Annotated in this window: 13 protein-coding genes; 12 read left to right on the plus strand and 1 reads right to left on the minus strand. The window is 67.8% G+C overall.

The window, feature by feature from the left end; all coding sequences use genetic code 11:
* Nucleotides 1-4 precede the first annotated feature (4 nt).
* The 4 genes from V7Q42_RS03055 (at nt 5) to V7Q42_RS03070 (ending at nt 4,720) form a co-directional block, all read left to right on the plus strand.
* Nucleotides 5-1,081 carry a branched-chain amino acid ABC transporter permease gene (locus V7Q42_RS03055; RefSeq protein ID WP_333822391.1) on the plus strand — a complete coding sequence of 359 codons (1,077 nt, stop codon included), beginning with the start codon at nt 5-7 and terminating at the stop codon, nt 1,079-1,081.
* Nucleotides 1,082-1,206: 125 nt separating this feature from the next.
* Entirely contained in the window at nt 1,207-2,535 is a 1,329-nt protein-coding gene (locus V7Q42_RS03060; RefSeq protein WP_333822392.1) for an ABC transporter substrate-binding protein, read from the plus strand.
* A 112-nt stretch (nt 2,536-2,647) separates the two neighbouring features.
* Nucleotides 2,648-3,463 (plus strand): ABC transporter ATP-binding protein, encoded by an 816-nt coding sequence (locus tag V7Q42_RS03065; RefSeq protein ID WP_333822393.1) that lies wholly within the window; start codon nt 2,648-2,650, stop codon nt 3,461-3,463.
* 9 nt (nt 3,464-3,472) lie between these two features.
* Nucleotides 3,473-4,720 carry a phenylacetate--CoA ligase family protein gene (locus tag V7Q42_RS03070; RefSeq protein WP_333822394.1) on the plus strand — a complete coding sequence of 416 codons (1,248 nt, stop codon included), beginning with the start codon at nt 3,473-3,475 and terminating at the stop codon, nt 4,718-4,720.
* 97 nt (nt 4,721-4,817) lie between these two features.
* Here V7Q42_RS03070 and V7Q42_RS03075 read toward each other — a convergent pair whose 3' ends face one another.
* Nucleotides 4,818-5,600 (minus strand): GNAT family N-acetyltransferase, encoded by a 783-nt coding sequence (locus tag V7Q42_RS03075; protein ID WP_333822395.1) that lies wholly within the window; start codon nt 5,598-5,600, stop codon nt 4,818-4,820.
* Nucleotides 5,601-5,701: 101 nt separating this feature from the next.
* Between V7Q42_RS03075 and V7Q42_RS03080 the strand changes: the two genes are divergently transcribed.
* From V7Q42_RS03080 to pntB, 8 genes are all read left to right on the plus strand, one after another.
* Nucleotides 5,702-7,957 (plus strand): heavy metal translocating P-type ATPase, encoded by a 2,256-nt coding sequence (locus V7Q42_RS03080; protein WP_333822396.1) that lies wholly within the window; start codon nt 5,702-5,704, stop codon nt 7,955-7,957.
* Nucleotides 7,958-8,100: 143 nt separating this feature from the next.
* The gene (locus V7Q42_RS03085; protein WP_333822397.1) at nt 8,101-9,687 is read left to right on the plus strand and encodes a glucan biosynthesis protein; all 1,587 of its coding nucleotides are present in this window, start codon (nt 8,101-8,103) and stop codon (nt 9,685-9,687) included.
* A gap of 154 nt (nt 9,688-9,841) precedes the next feature.
* Complete coding sequence (locus V7Q42_RS03090; protein ID WP_333822398.1) at nt 9,842-10,066, plus strand: AbrB/MazE/SpoVT family DNA-binding domain-containing protein; 225 nt, start codon at nt 9,842-9,844, stop codon at nt 10,064-10,066.
* Nucleotides 10,063-10,497, plus strand: a complete 435-nt coding sequence (locus V7Q42_RS03095; RefSeq protein ID WP_333822399.1) for a type II toxin-antitoxin system death-on-curing family toxin — start codon at nt 10,063-10,065, stop codon at nt 10,495-10,497. Before V7Q42_RS03090 ends, V7Q42_RS03095 begins: the two co-directional genes overlap by 4 nt.
* 77 nt (nt 10,498-10,574) lie before the next feature.
* A complete protein-coding gene (locus V7Q42_RS03100; RefSeq protein WP_333822400.1) occupies nt 10,575-11,939 on the plus strand; it encodes an ABC1 kinase family protein in 1,365 nt (454 codons plus the stop codon).
* 167 nt (nt 11,940-12,106) lie between these two features.
* Nucleotides 12,107-12,238, plus strand: a complete 132-nt coding sequence (locus V7Q42_RS03105; protein ID WP_333822401.1) for an aa3-type cytochrome c oxidase subunit IV — start codon at nt 12,107-12,109, stop codon at nt 12,236-12,238.
* Nucleotides 12,239-12,730: 492 nt separating this feature from the next.
* Complete coding sequence (locus V7Q42_RS03110) at nt 12,731-14,308, plus strand: Re/Si-specific NAD(P)(+) transhydrogenase subunit alpha (protein WP_333822402.1); 1,578 nt, start codon at nt 12,731-12,733, stop codon at nt 14,306-14,308.
* Between the two features lie 13 nt (nt 14,309-14,321).
* Nucleotides 14,322-15,728, plus strand: a complete 1,407-nt coding sequence (gene pntB / locus V7Q42_RS03115; protein ID WP_333822403.1) for a Re/Si-specific NAD(P)(+) transhydrogenase subunit beta — start codon at nt 14,322-14,324, stop codon at nt 15,726-15,728.
* The last annotated feature ends 99 nt before the right edge of the window (nt 15,729-15,827 follow it).

Genomic DNA, 15,827 nt, shown 5'->3' on the forward strand with positions numbered 1-15,827 from the left:
CGACATGTTCTATCGTGAAGTCGGACAGTTCAAATCGACCTACGCCGCCGACATGGCGATCTTCCCGATCCGCCAGGATCGGATCGGCATCGCCGTACTCCTGGCGCTGGCGGTGGTCGTCGTCCCGCTCGTCGCCAACGACTTCGTCCTCGCCTCGATCATGATCCCGGGGCTGATCTTCACGCTGGCGGCGATCGGGCTCAACATCCTGACCGGTTATGCCGGGCAGATCTCGCTCGGCACCGGCGCCTTCATGGGCGTCGGCGCCTACGCCGCCTTCAAGCTCGCCGGCGCCTTTCCTGAGGTGAACGTCCTCGTCTGGATCCTGGTCTCGGGCTTCTTCTCGGCCGCGGTCGGCGTGGTCTTCGGTCTGCCGTCGCTGCGCATCAAGGGCCTCTATCTGGCGGTGACGACGCTGGCGGCGCAGTTCTTTCTGGAGTGGTGCTTCATCCGCATCGGCTGGCTCACCGACTATTCGTCGTCGGGCGCGATCGAGGCGGCGCGACGGTCGATGTTCGGCATCTCGATCACCGGGCCGGAGGCGACGCCGCTGGCCCGTTACTTCGCGGTTCTCGGACTGGTGGTGTTCCTCACCTTCATCGCCTCCAACCTCGTCCACGGCCGCATCGGCCGGACCTGGATGATGGTGCGCGACATGGACATCGCCGCCGAGCTGATGGGGGTCAAACTCCTGCCGGCCAAACTGTCGGCCTTCGCGGTGTCGTCCTATTTCGCCGGCGTCGCCGGAGCGATGATGGTGTTCTTCTGGCTCGGTGCGGCGGAGCCGTCGGCCTTCGGCATCTCGCTCTCGTTCCAGGTGCTGTTCATGGTGATCATCGGCGGCCTCGGCTCGATGATCGGCTCCTATTTCGGCGCCGCCTTCATCTGGGCTCTGCCGGTGGTCATCAAGTTCGCGCCGGGGGTCTTCGGTTTCGAGATCCAGTCGGCCACCGTCGAGCACGTCAATTCGATGATCGTCGGCGCGCTGATCATCTTCTTCCTCATCGTCGAGCCGCACGGGCTGGCGCGACTGTGGGGCGTGACCAAGCAGAAGCTCAGGGTCTGGCCCTTCCCCTGGTGAGGGCGAGGCACGAAACGAGCCGCGATCTCATCGGGTCGGGTCGCGGCGTACCAACGAAGAGACCCGAAACCCGCTCGACGCGTCGCCCCGGCGCGGGGAGCGGGCGACAGACGGAGGAAAACCCGATGTTCGGACGTTACGCACTCGCTCTCTCGGTGGCTTCGGTCATCGCCTCGGTGCTGCCGCCGGTTTCCACGGCCAGCGCCGAGGACAGCCTCTACGTGCCGCTGCTCACCTATCGGACCGGCCCCTATGCCGGCTCGGGCATCGGCATCGCCGACGGCATGCACGACTACCTCGAGATGCTCAACCAGCGCGACGGCGGCATCGGTGGGGTGAAGATCAACTTCGAAGAATGCGAGACGGGCTACAACAGCCAGAAGGGCGTCGAGTGCTACGAGGCGACCAAGGGCAAGGGCGCCCTGATGTACAATCCGTGGTCGACCGGCATCACCCTGCAGCTGATCCCCAAGGCCGGCGTCGACAAGATCCCGGTGCTGTCGATGGCCTACGGCCTCTCGGCGGCGGCCGACGGCAAGACTTTCCCCTGGGTGTTCAACCCGCCGCTGACCTATTGGGACGGCGCTTCCGTGGCGGTGAAGTACATCGCCGAGAAGTCCGGCGGCATGGCCAAGCTCAAGGGTAAGAAGATCGGCTTCATCTATCTCGACGCCCCCTATGGCAAGGAGCCGATCCCGCTGCTCGAGCAGCTCGCCAAGGAGAACGGCTTCGAACTGGCCAAGTACCCGGTGCCGGGCGACAAGATGCAGGATCAGTCGTCGCAGTGGCTGAACGTGCAGTCGGATTCGCCCGACTGGATGATCATGTGGGGTTGGGGCGCGATGAACCCGACCGCCGTCAAGGAAGCGGCCAAGATCGGCTACCCGATGGACAAGTTCATCGGCGTGTGGTGGTCGGGCGGTGACGACGACGCCAAGGCCGGCGGTCCGGGCGCCAAGGGCTACCTGACGCTGAACTTCAACGGCACCGGCGCCAATTTCCCGGCGATCGCCGACATCAAGAAGCACGTCTTCGCCAAGGGCCTGTCGACGGTCAAGAGCGAGGACCGCATCGGCGAGAACAACTACAACCACGGCGTCTACAACTCGATGCTGATCGCCGAGGCCATCCGCAACGCCCAGAAGATCTCGGGCAAGAAGGTGGTCACCGCGGCCGACGTGCGTGCCGGCCTCGAGACGCTGAACGTCGACGCGGCCCGCATCAAGGAGATCGGTCTCGAAGGCTTCATGTCGCCGGTGAAGGTCACCTGCGACGACCACTCGGGCGAGCACGCCGTGTTCGTCCAGCAGTGGGACGGCGCCAAGTGGGTCAAGGTCTCCGACTGGATCGAGCCGATGAAGGACAAGGTGCGGCCGATGCTCGTCGCCGACGCCAAGGCCTACGCCGACAAGAACGCGCCGTGGCCGGCGCGGACCGAAGCCTGCGGCAAGTGATCCGCAGCGACAGGACGTCGAGGCGGCTCGTCCGTCTCGACCAGTCGTCGTGGCCGCGCCTGACCCGCGCGGTCCACGGCGGCGTATCCGCAGTCCATCCGGGAGCCCGATCATGACCGAACCCGCCGGCGCGATGCTGACCGTCGACAACATCGAGGTGGTCTACGATCACGTCGCCCTCGTGCTGAAGGGCGTGTCGCTCACCGTGCCGAAGGGCGGTGTCGTCGCGCTGCTCGGCGCCAACGGCGCCGGCAAGACGACGACGCTCAAGGCGATCTCCAACCTGCTCCACGCCGAACGCGGCGAGGTGACCAAGGGCAAGATCGTCTTCGAGGGCGAGGAGGTGCAGTCTCTGTCGCCCAACGAACTGGTGCGGCGCGGCTGCATCCAGGTGATGGAGGGTCGGCACTGTTTCGGCCATCTCACCGTCGAGGACAACCTGCTCACCGGCGCCTTCACCCGGCGCGACGGACGCTCGGCGATCAAGGCCGATCTGGAGCGGTGCTACGAGCTGTTCCCGCGGCTGAAGCAGCGCCGCAAGAGCCAGGCCGGCTACACCTCGGGCGGCGAGCAACAGATGGTGGCGGTCGGCCGAGCGCTGATGTCGCGGCCGAAGATGATCCTGCTCGACGAGCCGTCGATGGGGCTGGCGCCGCAGATCGTCGACGAGATCTTCGAGATCGTCCATCGGCTCAACGTCGAGGAGGGCGTCTCGTTCCTGCTCGCCGAGCAGAACACGGCGGTGGCGTTGCGCCACGCCACCCACGGCTACATCCTGGAGTCCGGCCGCATCGTGCTCGACGGCGAGGCCAAGTCGCTGGCCGAGAACGAGGACGTCAAGGAGTTCTATCTCGGCGTCGCCGCCGCCGGTCGCAAGAGCTTCAAGGAAGTGAAGCACTACAAGCGCCGCAAACGTTGGCTGGCCTGAGGGCGCGACATGTCCGAGTACTACGATCGATTGGAAACCCGCCGTCCGCTCACCCGCGAGCGGACCCAACTGAAGGCGATCCGCGAGACCGTCGAACATCTGGCGGCGACGCGTGCATGGCGTGACCGCTACGCCGGGATCACCGCGGCGAAGCTCAGGAGCCGCACCGACCTCGCGGCGATCCCGGTGCTGCGCAAGTCGGAGCTGAAGGAGTTGCAGGCGGCGCGACCGCCCTTCGCCGGGCTGTCGACGGCGAAGCTCGTCGGCGTTGGCCGCCTCTTCACCTCACCGGGGCCGATCTACGAACCGGAGGGGACGTCGCTCGACTGGTGGGGCACGGCGCGGGCGCTGTTCGCCGCCGGCATCCGGCGCGGCGACGTGGTCCTCAACACCTTCGCCTATCACCTCACGCCCGGCGGCTTCATCCTCGATGCCGGCGCCCGGGCGCTCGGCTGCCCGGTGATCCCGGCGGGGCCGGGCAACAAGGAGGCGCAGCTCGACCTGATCGGCCACTATCGGCCGCGCGCCTACGTCGGCACGCCCGATTTCCTCAAGATCCTGCTCGATGCCGGCGCCGAAGCGGGACGGGACGTCTCGTCGATCGAGCGGGCGCTGTGTTCGGGTGCGGCCCTGCCGCCGTCGCTGAGGGCGGAACTCGAAGGGCGCGGCGTCGGGGTACGGCAGGCCTATGCCATCGCCGACGTCGGCCTCGTCGCCTACGAGACCAGCGCGCCGGACGGGTCGCTGGTGCCGGGCATGATGGTCGACGAGCGCATCCTCGTCGAGATCGTGCGGCCGGGGACCGGTGAGCCGGTCGGGCCGGGGGAGGTCGGCGAAGTCGTCGTCACCCGCATCGATCCGGTCCATCCGGTGATCCGCCTCGCCACCGGCGATCTCTCCGCCTTCCTCGACGAGGAGAGCCCGTGCGGCCGCACCGGTCCGCGGATCAAGGGGTGGATGGGCCGGGCCGACCAGAAGGCCAAGGTCAAGGGCATGTTCGTCGATCCGGCCGACATCGACCGGGTGGTCAAACGCCATTCCGAGATCGTCCGGGCGCGGTTGGTGGTGACGCGTGCCGACGAGCAGGACGTGATGGAGTTGAAGATCGAGACCACGGTCGGTGATCCGGCCTTCGTGACGGCGGTCGCAGCCACGCTGGCGGCGGTCACCCGCCTCAAGGGCGCCGTCACGCCGGTCGCGCCGGGAACGCTGCCCAACGACGGCAAGATCATCGCCGACGAGCGGCCCATCGGTTGAGACACGAAGGCGCCGGTTCGTCCCCGGCGGCGATGCACCGACGAGAACGGCCGGAGCGAGGGATCCCGCTCCGGCCGTTCCGCGTTTCCGGATATTCTCAGTGCGCCGCCGGCTTGGCCTTGGGGCGCAGGTCGGCGAGAGCCGCCTTCTGGTGACCTTCGGCGTCGAAGTTCTCCGGCTTCAGCCACGCGGCGAAGGCGGCCTTCACCGTCGGCCATTCCTTGTCGACGATCGAATACCAGGCGGTGTCGCGGTTGCGGCCCTTGATCACCATGTGCTGGCGGAAGATGCCCTCGTAGGTGAAGCCGAAGCGGATCGCGGCGGCGCGGGAGGGGGCGTTGAGGGCGTCGCACTTCCACTCGAAGCGGCGATAGCCGAGATCGTCGAAGGCGTGCTTCATCGCCAGGAAGATCGCTTCCGTTGCGGCGCGGGTCTTCTGCAGCACGGGGGCGAAGAAGATGTGGCCGGTCTCGACGACGCCCGCCGCCGGGCGGATCTCCATCAGGGTGAGCACGCCGAGCGCCTTGCCGGAGGCGGCGTCGACCACGGCATAGGACAGTGGATCGGAGAGTTCCTCGCGGCCCTTCAGCCAGGCGAGGAAGGTCGCCTCGTCGGCGAAGGGGCCGTAGCTCAGATAGGTCCAGACCGAATCGTGGCCTTCGATCGCTTTCCACAGATCGTGACCGTGCTTGGCGGTATCGAGCGGCTCGAGCCGTCCCCAGGCGCCGGTGATGGTGGCGCGAACCGGCCGCGCCCTCTCGCTCCAGCCCTGGAGCGTGGGGCCGACCGGCCGTTCTTCCTTGTTGCCCGGCATCGCGGGGATCTCCTCGTGGGTGTACTTCGTCGCTGAGACCTTGGCCCGGCGACGAGCCGGGATCAACGGGCATGAGGGGTCTCCCCGATCGGAAGAAGGTCCGAGTTCACGGACTTGGGACCGCAAAAGGCCTCGACCGGGGCGACGGAAAGCGCCAAATATCCGCCATGACCATCTCGCCCGCTCCCGCCGATCTCACTTCTTCCGTCTCCGGATCCGGCGATCCGGTGCTCGTCGACGTCACCGGCATGACCTGCGCGGCCTGTGCGGCGCGAATCGAGAAGGTGCTCGGGCGGGTGCCCGGGGTCGAGCGGGCGGACGTCAATCTGGCGCTGGAGACGGCGGAGATCGCCGCGCCGGGCGTCGACACCGAGCTTCTCGTCGCGGCGATCGAGCGCGCCGGCTTCGGCGCCCATGTGCGCGACACCGCGGTGGCGGCGCGGCGGGCGGCGCTGGAGCGGGCTTCCGAGGAGCGAGCGGCGGAAGAGAAGCGGACCTTCCTGGTCTTCCTGATCTCGGCGGCGCTGACCGCGCCCTTCCTCGTCGCCATGATCCCGATGGCCTGGGGAGCGCACGCGACGTGGCTGACACCGTGGCTGCAGGTGGCGCTGGCGACGCCGGTCCAGGTGATCGCCGGGACGCGATTCTACGTCGGCGCCTTCAAGGCGCTGCGTGGCCGGTCGGCCAACATGGACGTGCTGGTGGCGCTCGGCACCACGGTCGCCTGGGCATTCTCGCTCGCCATGGTGCTCATCCACGGCGAGCATTCGCACGGCCATCTCTATTTCGAGGGTTCGGCGACGGTGCTGACCCTCATCCTCCTCGGCAAGCTGATGGAGGCGCGGGCCAAGCGCTCGGCGACGGCGGCGGTGGCGAAGCTGATGGCGCTGCGCCCCGACACGGCGACGCGGGTGAAGGACGGCGTCGCCGAGGTGGTCTCGGCAGATCTCCTGCGGCGCGGCGATCTCGTGCTGGTCAAGCCCGGCGAGCGCGTCGCGGCGGACGGCATCGTCGTCGAAGGCGCGAGCGAGTTCGACGAGAGCCTCGTCACCGGCGAGAGCGTGCCGGTCACCAAAGCGGTCGACGACAAGGTCACGGCCGGCACCATCAACGGCTCGGGCGCCGTCACCTTCCGCGTCACCGCGGTCGGCGAGGACACCACCATCGCCCGTATCGGCCATCTGGTCGAACAGGCGCAGATCGCCAAGGCACCGGTGCAGCGGCTGGTCGACAAGGTCGCCGCCGTCTTCGTGCCGGTCATCGTGGTCATCGCGATCCTCACCTTCGCCACGTGGTGGCTGGTGGGCCGCGACTTCGAGGGCGCGCTCATTCCGGCGGTGGCGGTGCTGGTCATCGCCTGTCCCTGCGCGCTCGGCCTCGCGACGCCGGCGGCGCTGGTCGCCGGCACCGGGGCGGCGGCCAAGGCGGGCATCCTGATCCGCGACATCGAGGCGCTCGAACGGGCGCACGGCGTCGACTGCGTCGTCTTCGACAAGACCGGTACGCTCACCGAGGGCCATCCGTCGGTCACCGACGTCTTCGTGCTCGGCGGCTCCGGCGACGAGATGCTGCGGCTCGCCGCCTCGGCGCAGAGCGTCAGCGAGCATCCGTTGGCCAAGGCCTTCGTCGCGGCGGCGAAGGCGCGCGGGCTCACGTCGTCGCCGGCGACGGCGGCGCGCAGCCTCGTCGGGCGGGGTCTGACGGCGATCGTCGAAGGGCGCACCGTGGCCATCGGCAACGCCGCCTTGATGAGCGAACTCGGCGTCGATCTGCGTCTCTTCGAGACGGAGATGGCGCGGTTGGCGGGCGAGGCCAAGACGGTGGTGGCGGTGGCGCGGGATCGCGAGGCGCTCGGTCTGGTGGCGCTCGCCGATCCGGTGCGCGGCGAGAGCGGCGAGGCGGTCGCGGCGCTGAAGGCGGCGCGGGTCGCGGTCCGGCTGGCGACCGGCGACGCGGTCGCGGTGGCGCGCGCCGTCGGCGACCGGCTCGGTCTCGACGCGGTCGAGGCGGAGATGCGGCCGGAAGGCAAGACGGCGCTGGTCGGGCGGCTGCGCTCCGAGGGGCGCACCGTCGCCATGGTCGGCGACGGCATCAACGACGCGCCGGCGCTCGCCGCCGCCGATGTCGGCATCGCCATGGGCTCGGGCGCCGACGTGGCGCTGGAGACGGCGGGCATCACCCTGATGCGCTCCGATCCGCGGTTGGTGGCGGCGGCGCTGGAGATCAGCCGCGCGACGTGGCGCAAGATCCGCCAGAACCTGTTCTGGGCGTTCTTCTACAACGTCGTCGGCGTGCCGCTCGCCGCGCTCGGCCACCTCACCCCGGCGCTCGCCGGGGCGGCGATGGCGATGAGCTCGGTCAGCGTCGTCACCAATGCTCTCACCCTGACACGTTGGCGGCCGAAGTCCGACACGCGGACGTGACGCTGCGTCGCGACCGATCCGAAGTCACGGGGATCACGCCGTTATTCCGCCCGATTGCAGTGGTTCGTGCGCTGGCCTAGAAGGGAAGGGCGTGCGCGTCGCGCTCGGCCATCGCTCCCATCAGGACCTCTCGCAGGACCATCATGACCGCGAAACTCTCTCGCCGCGATCTCATCTCCGCTTCCGTCGCTCTCGGTGTGGCCAACCTCCTCGGAGCCACCGGCCCGGCCGCCGCCGCCAACCTGAAGTTCGGGCCGTCGAAGCCCTTCGGCTTCGCCGGTTTGGTGCAGCGCGCCCGCGAAATGGCGGCCAAGGCCTATCTGGCGCCCCGCCGTCCGGCGCCGGAGATCGTCGAGCAGATCGGCTACGAGCAGCACGGCAAGATCAAGTTCCGGCCGGACCACGCCATGTTCGGCGACGAGAAGGGGGTCTATCCGATCACCTTCTTCCCGGTCGGCAAGTATTTCCCCAAGACGATCCGGATGCACGCCGTCGACGGCGACAAGGCGGCCGAGGTGCTCTACGAGCCCGAGTACTTCGACATGCCGGACGACAGCCCGGCGCAGAAGCTGCCGGAGGACACCGGGTTCGCCGGCTTCCAGATCCGCGAGGCCAAGAGCCGGCCGGATTGGCGGACGCAGGACTGGGTGGCCTTCCTCGGCGCCTCCTATTTCCGCGCCATCGGTTCGCTCAACGAATACGGCCTGTCGGCGCGTGGCGTGGCCATCGACACCGCGAGCCCGACGCCGGAAGAGTTCCCCGACTTCACCGAGTTCTATCTGCAGCCGGCGAGCGGCGAGAAGCAGCCGGTCGTCGTCTATGCGCTGCTCGACGGTCCGTCGATCACCGGCGCCTACAAGTTCACCATCCGCCGCACCGAGGGCGTCGTCATCGACGTCGAGTGCAACCTGTTCACCCGCAAGGACATCGCCAAGCTCGGCATCTCGCCGATGACGTCGATGTACTGGTTCTCCAACTACGACAAGAGCTACCAGCTCGAGTGGCGGCCGGGCGCGCACGACTCGGACGGGCTCGCCATCTGGACGGGTACGGGCGAGCGTATCTGGCGGCCGCTGGTCAACCCGCCGGGTCCGTCGACCTCGGCCTTCCTCGACGACAATCCGCGCGGCTTCGGCCTGATGCAGCGCAACCGCGATCCGAAGGACTACATGGATCGCTATCTCAACTACGAGCGCCGTCCGTCGCTGTGGATCGAGCCGATCGGCGGATGGGGGCCGGGCGCCTTCCATCTGGTCGAGTTCCCGACCGACCACGAGGACTTCGACAACATGGGGTGCTTCTGGGTGCCGCGCGATCCGGTCAAGGCGGGTCAGGCGCTCGAATACCGCTACCGCATGTACTGGAACGCCGACGAACCGAACCCGCCGGCCAATCTGGCGCGGCCGACCCGCACCGGCATCGGCCGCGGCGGCTTCCCCTACACGCGCGCCAATCCGCCGGAGATCAAGCGGTTCGCCATCGAGTTCACCGGTGGGGCGCTGGCGAACTTCCCGAAGGACAAGAAGCCGGAGGCGGTGATCACCCCGTCGCGCGGCGTGATCTCGTCGATCTTCCTCGAGACCACCTCGTGGAACGACGCGTGGCGGCTCCAGTTCGACATCAAGGCGGAGGGCACCGACCCGGTCGACATCCGCGCCTACCTGCGCGACGGCGAAACGGCTCTGACCGAGACTTGGCTGTTCAAACTGCATCCGCAGAAGACCTGGTGAGGTCGCCGGCATCATCGAAGGTGGAGACGGGGAGGCGAGAGCCTCCCCGTTCTCGTTTCGGGCACCGCTTGGTGCGATCCTCGTTCTACAGTCTGTACAACGGCAGGCGAGTGTTGTACGTTCCGTACAACATGGCGATACCCGGAGACGACCGATGAAGCTCGAGGTCAAGAAGATCGGCAATTCGACCGGATTGATCCTGCCGAAGGACCTGCTGGCGAAGCTCGGCCTGAAGCCGGGCGACGCCCTGCATGCCACGCCGGACGGCGAAGGAGGTGTACGGCTCACGCCCTACGACCCCGATTTCGAGCAGTCGATGCGACTGGTCGACGAGATCATGGACGAGTATCGCGACACGCTGAAGGAACTTGCGAAATGAGCGGGTTCGAGACCTCGCCGACGGGGTTCTCCGATCAGGCTCGGGCGAGCTTCGGCCGGGTCTGGCTCACCGTCGCCGAGGTGAGGGCGCTGCACGAGCGGCAGATCGCCCGCTTCGGCGGGCCGGCCGGCATCCGCGACCCCGGAGCGTTGGAATCTGCGTTGGGGCGGGCGCGCAACAAATGGGAATACGAGGGGGCCGATCTCGCCCTGCTCGCGGCCGCCCATGCCTTCGGCATCGCCCGCAATCATCCCTTCGTCGACGGCAACAAGCGGGCGGCATTCGTCGCCATGATGCTGTTCCTGCGCAAGAACGGGGTGAGGTTCGCGCCACCGCAGGCCGAAGCGACGGCGATCATCCTGGGGCTCGCCGCCGGCGAGGTTTCCGAGGAGAGCCTTGCCCGCTGGATCCGTGATCGCTGGCCGACCTGAGGCGACGGCGGATCACCCCCTGCAATCGCCGCGAAATGTCCTATGTTGTCCGTCGGGGCGGAGACGGATCGTAGGCGATGGCCAGAGACGGCGAGAAGAACTCACTCACCGGACGTTTCGTCCGTCATGCGCGTGTCGGCGCCAATGTGGGAACGGCGGCGATGCGGATCGCCGGCGGCCGCATGTTCGGCGACGGCGACCTGATGCGCGAGGGCAAGCTCATCGCCGATGCGCTCGGCGGGCTCAAGGGACCGCTGATGAAGGTGGCGCAGCTGCTCGCCACCATCCCCGACGCGATTCCCGCAGAATGGGCGGCGGAGCTGCAGCGCCTCCAGGCGCACGCACCGGCGATGGGCTGGGCCTTCGTCCGGCGGCGCATGACGGCCGAGCTCGGGGGCGACTGGGCGAGGCGCTTCGGCTCGTTCGAGCACGTGCCGTCCCACGCCGCCTCGCTCGGGCAGGTGCATCGCGCCACCTCGAAGGACGGCCGGCAACTGGCGGTGAAGCTGCAGTATCCCGACATGGCCTCGGCGGTCGAGGCCGACCTCGACCAGCTCGGCGTGCTCTTCGCCCTGATGCGCAAGCTCCGGCCACAGATCGACACCACGGAAATCGCCGAGGAGGTCGGGGCGCGGATCCGCGAGGAACTCGACTACGAGCGCGAACGCCGCCACATGGCGGTCTACGGCGAGATCCTCGCCGACGACCCCGGCGTGAACGTACCGGAGCCGTTCGAGGCGCTTTCGACGAAGCGGCTGCTCACCATGACCTGGCTCGAGGGCAAGGGGCTCCTCACCTACAAAGGCGCCTCTCAGGAGACCCGCAACCGCATCTCCGAGGCGATGTTCCGCGCCTGGTGGCACCCGTTCTGCCGCTTCGGCCTGATCCACGGCGATCCGCATCTCGGCAACTACGCCGCCTTCGAAGAGGCGGGCGAGCCGCAGGGCATCAATCTCCTCGACTTCGGTTGCATCCGCATCTTCCCCGCGCGCTTCGTCGAGGGGGTGATCGAACACTATCGCGGCCTTCTCCACGGTGACCGCGAGCGGGTGGTGGCAGCCTACGAGGCCTGGGGATTCAAGAACCTCTCCAACGAGTTGATCGACATCCTCGACATCTGGGCGCGCTTCCTCTACGGCCCACTCCTCACCGACCGTATCAGGCGCATCGCCGAGGGCGTGTCGCCGATCGAGTTCGGCCGGCAGGAGGCGCAACGGGTGGCGGATGCGCTCAGAACCCACGGGCCGGTGACGCCGCCGCGCGAATTCCTGTTCATGGACCGCGCCGCGCTCGGTCTCGGCGGGGTCTTCCTGCATCTCGATGCCGAACTCAACTTCCACCGCCTGTTCGAGACGGCGATCGACGACTTCGAGCGCGAGCGTGTCGCGAAGCGGCAAAGTGACGCGCTTTCGAGGGCCGGACTTCGCCCTTCGACTCAATGACAGAGCGGGCGCGGACCGGGAGAATGCACCGCAACAGAAGTCGGTGAACGATCTCGTGGTTCTTTGGCGCGAGAACGAGAGTTCGGCGTTGCGTCTCTCCGGTCGGGGCGTCTAAATGGATTCGTATGCCGTGCATGCGAACCCGGAACGGACCATCGGAGGGGTGAATGGGCGCCGTCGAGAGCAAGAATTTCGAAGAACATCGCAACACCTACGCGATGTTCCTCGGTCTGACCAAGTGGGGCACGATCGGTGTCGTTGCCGTCCTCATCCTCATGCGGATCTTCCTGGTCCACTGAGGGCGTCGACCGAGGCATTCGACTCCGTGGCGCGGACGGCGCCGGGCGGGGTCGTCGACGAAGAGATCTCTCGGCCCGCTGCGACACGGCGGCGGGTAGAGGGGTCTCGTCGGTGTTCGGCGCGTCCGGCATCGATATCGGCCGCATTCGTCACGCCACACCGGCCCCGGGTCGGCGAGGCGGGGCGGGCGGTCGTCCACGGCGGCGTGTGGCGCGGGCTCGTTCCGCCGCTTCCGGCCATCGTCGCGCCCGCTCGGGGCGCATGCAGAGGTATCGGGCGTTTCTCCGCCGGCGTCTCGCCGGGCTTCGTCCCGCGGAACGAGGACTTGCGGCGGATGGGAGACGGTCCGAGACTCCGATCGGCGAAGGTCGAGCGAGGTCGGGGCATGGCTGCGCGTCCGGACGGAGGCGCGATCGGGATCGTCGGCGGGGGCGGGCGGTTCCAACGAGAGACGAAGTCCGAGCTCGGACACGACAACGGATGGGATCACAATGACTTCGATCATCGGAATACCCAGAGAGACCTTTCCGGGAGAGCGCCGCGTGGCGACGGTTCCCGAGGTCGTGGAGAAACTGATCAAGCTCGGTTTCGCGGTGAGCGTGGAGCGCGGCGCCGGTGAGGCCGCCGACATTCCCGATGCTCACTACGAGGCGGTCGGCGCGACGCTCACCGACGGCGCCGCGGCGCTCTACGCCGGCGCCGACATCGTGTTCAAGGTTCGCGCCCCCTCGGCGGAGGAAGTCGCGCAGCTGAAGGCGGGGACGACCCTCGTCTCCTTCATCTGGCCGGCGCAGAATCCGGAGCTGATGGAGCTTCTGAAGGCGCAAGGCGTCACCGTGCTGGCCATGGACTGTCTGCCGCGGCAGCTGTCGCGGGCCCAGAAGATGGACGCGCTGACTTCGATGGCCGGCATCACCGGCTATCGTGCGGTGATCGAGGCGGCGAACGCCTTCGGCCGCTACTTCGCCGGCCAGATCACCGCCGCCGGCAAGATCCCGCCGGCCAAGGTGTTCATCGCCGGCGCCGGCGTCGCCGGCCTCGCGGCGATCGGCACGGCCGCCAATCTCGGCGCGATCGTGCGCGCCAACGACACCCGCGCCGAGGTGGCCGACCAGGTCAAGTCGCTCGGCGGCGAGTTCGTCAAGGTCGACTACGAGGAAGAGGGCTCGGGCGGCGGCGGCTACGCCAAGGTGATGTCCGAGGGCTTCCAGGCGGCGCAGCGTCAGATGTACGCCACGGAAGTGAAGAACGCGGACATCGTCATCACCACCGCGCTCATCCCGGGCAAGCCGGCGCCGAAGCTGATCACGGCGGAGATGCTTCAGTCGATGAAGCCGGGCTCGGTGATCATCGACCTCGCCGGCGAGCAGGGCGGCAACTGCGAGCTGACGGTTCCCGGCGAAGCGGTGGTGCGCCACGGCGTCACCATCGTCGGCTACACCGACATGGCCAGCCGGCTCGCCAAGCAGTCCTCGACGCTCTATGCGACCAACCTGCTGCGGCTCACCGAAGAGCTGTGCAAGGCCAAGGACGGCAAGGTCTTCGTCGACATGGACGACGATGCGATCCGCGGCCTGACCGTCGTCAAGGCCGGCGAGATCACCTGGCCGGCGCCGCCGCTCAAGCTTCCCGCCCCGCCGCCGCCCAAGCCGGCCGCGGCGATCGTCGAGAAGAAGTCCTCCGGCCACGGCCACGGCCACGGCTCGGGCGAGCCGATGGACATGAAGTCGCTCGCCGTCACCTTCGGTGTCGGTGCGGTGCTGATGGCGCTGGTCGGCGCCACGGCGCCGGCGGCGTTCCTCGGCCACTTCACGGTGTTCGTGCTGGCCTGCTTCGTCGGCTACATGGTGGTGTGGAACGTGACGCCGTCGCTGCACACACCGCTGATGAGCGTCACCAACGCGATCTCCTCGATCATCTGCATCGGCGCGCTGATCCAGATCGCACCCCCCGGACGTCCGAGCATCCTCATCGGCCTGATCGCCTTCGTCGGCATCGCGCTGACGGCGGTCAACATGTTCGGCGGCTTCGCCGTGACCCGGCGCATGCTGGCGATGTTCCGTAAGTGAGGAGAAGCGAACGATGTCTCTCGGACTTGTGACCGTCTCCTACATCGGAGCCACGATCCTCTTCATCCTGTCGCTCGGCGGCCTGTCGCATCCGGAATCGGCGCGGCGCGGCAACTGGTTCGGCATCATCGGCATGGGCCTCGCGGTGCTCGCCACGGTGTTCGGGCCCGGCGTCACCGGCCTCGGCGTGGTGTTCATCCTGATCGCGCTGGCGATCGGCGGCGCGGTCGGCCTCTACGCCGCCAAGACCGTGCAGATGACGCAGATGCCCGAGCTGGTGGCGCTGATGCACAGCCTGGTCGGCCTTGCCGCCTGCACCATCGGTCTGGCCAGCTTCATCGATCCGACCGCGCATTTCGCGACGCCGGCGGAAAAGTCGATCCACGAGATCGAGATCTACATCGGCATCCTGATCGGTGCCGTGACCTTCTCGGGCTCGATCATCGCCTTCGGCAAGCTCTCGGGCAAGATCGGCGGCAAGCCGGTGCTGCTGCCGGGCCGGCATTGGCTGAACCTCGCCGCGCTGATCGTCGTGATCGTCTTCGGCTACGTGTTCGTCGGGGCGCACTCGGGTGTCGCGGCCGGCTTCGCGCTGTTCGTGATGACGGTGATCGCGCTCGCCTTCGGCGTCCACATGGTGATGGCGATCGGCGGCGCCGACATGCCCGTCGTGGTGTCGATGCTGAACAGCTACTCCGGCTGGGCGGCGGCGGCGACCGGTTTCATGCTGTCGAACGACCTCTTGATCGTCACCGGCGCGCTGGTCGGCTCGTCGGGCGCGATCCTCTCCTACATCATGTGCCGGGCGATGAACCGCAACTTCATCTCGGTCATCGCCGGCGGCTTCGGCTCGGGCGGCGGCACCGTGGCGGCGTCGGCGAGCGGCGAGCCGCAGGGCGAGGTGCAGCCGATCTCGGCGATCGAGACGGCGGAGCTCCTGAAGGACTCGAAGAGCGTGATCATCGTGCCGGGCTACGGCATGGCGGTGGCGCAGGCGCAGCACACGGTGAACGAGATCACCGGAAAGCTGCGCGAGAAGGGCGTCGAAGTCCGCTTCGCCATCCATCCGGTGGCGGGACGCATGCCGGGTCACATGAACGTGCTGCTGGCCGAAGCCAAGGTGCCCTACGACATCGTCTTCGAGATGGACGAGATCAACGAGGACTTCCCGTCGACCGACGTCGCCATCGTCATCGGCGCCAACGACATCGTCAATCCGGCGGCGCAGGACGATCCGGCGAGCCCGATCGCCGGCATGCCGGTGCTCGAGGTGTGGAAGGCGAAGACGACGATCGTCATGAAGCGGTCGATGGCCTCGGGTTACGCCGGCATCGACAATCCGCTGTTCTACAAGGAGAACAACCGCATGCTCTTCGGCGACGCCAAGAAGATGCTGGAAGAGGTCTCCAAGAACATCTGATACCGAGTTCACGAAATTCGGACTCGTCCGAATTTCGTGAGTTACGGCCCGACCGGCCGACGCCCGTTCGGGCTTGCCTTCGCGGATGAAGTTCCGAAC

The sequence above is a fragment of the Pinisolibacter sp. genome, assembly GCF_036782435.1.
In the GTDB taxonomy this organism is placed as follows: Bacteria; Pseudomonadota; Alphaproteobacteria; order Rhizobiales; family Ancalomicrobiaceae; genus CALBKH01.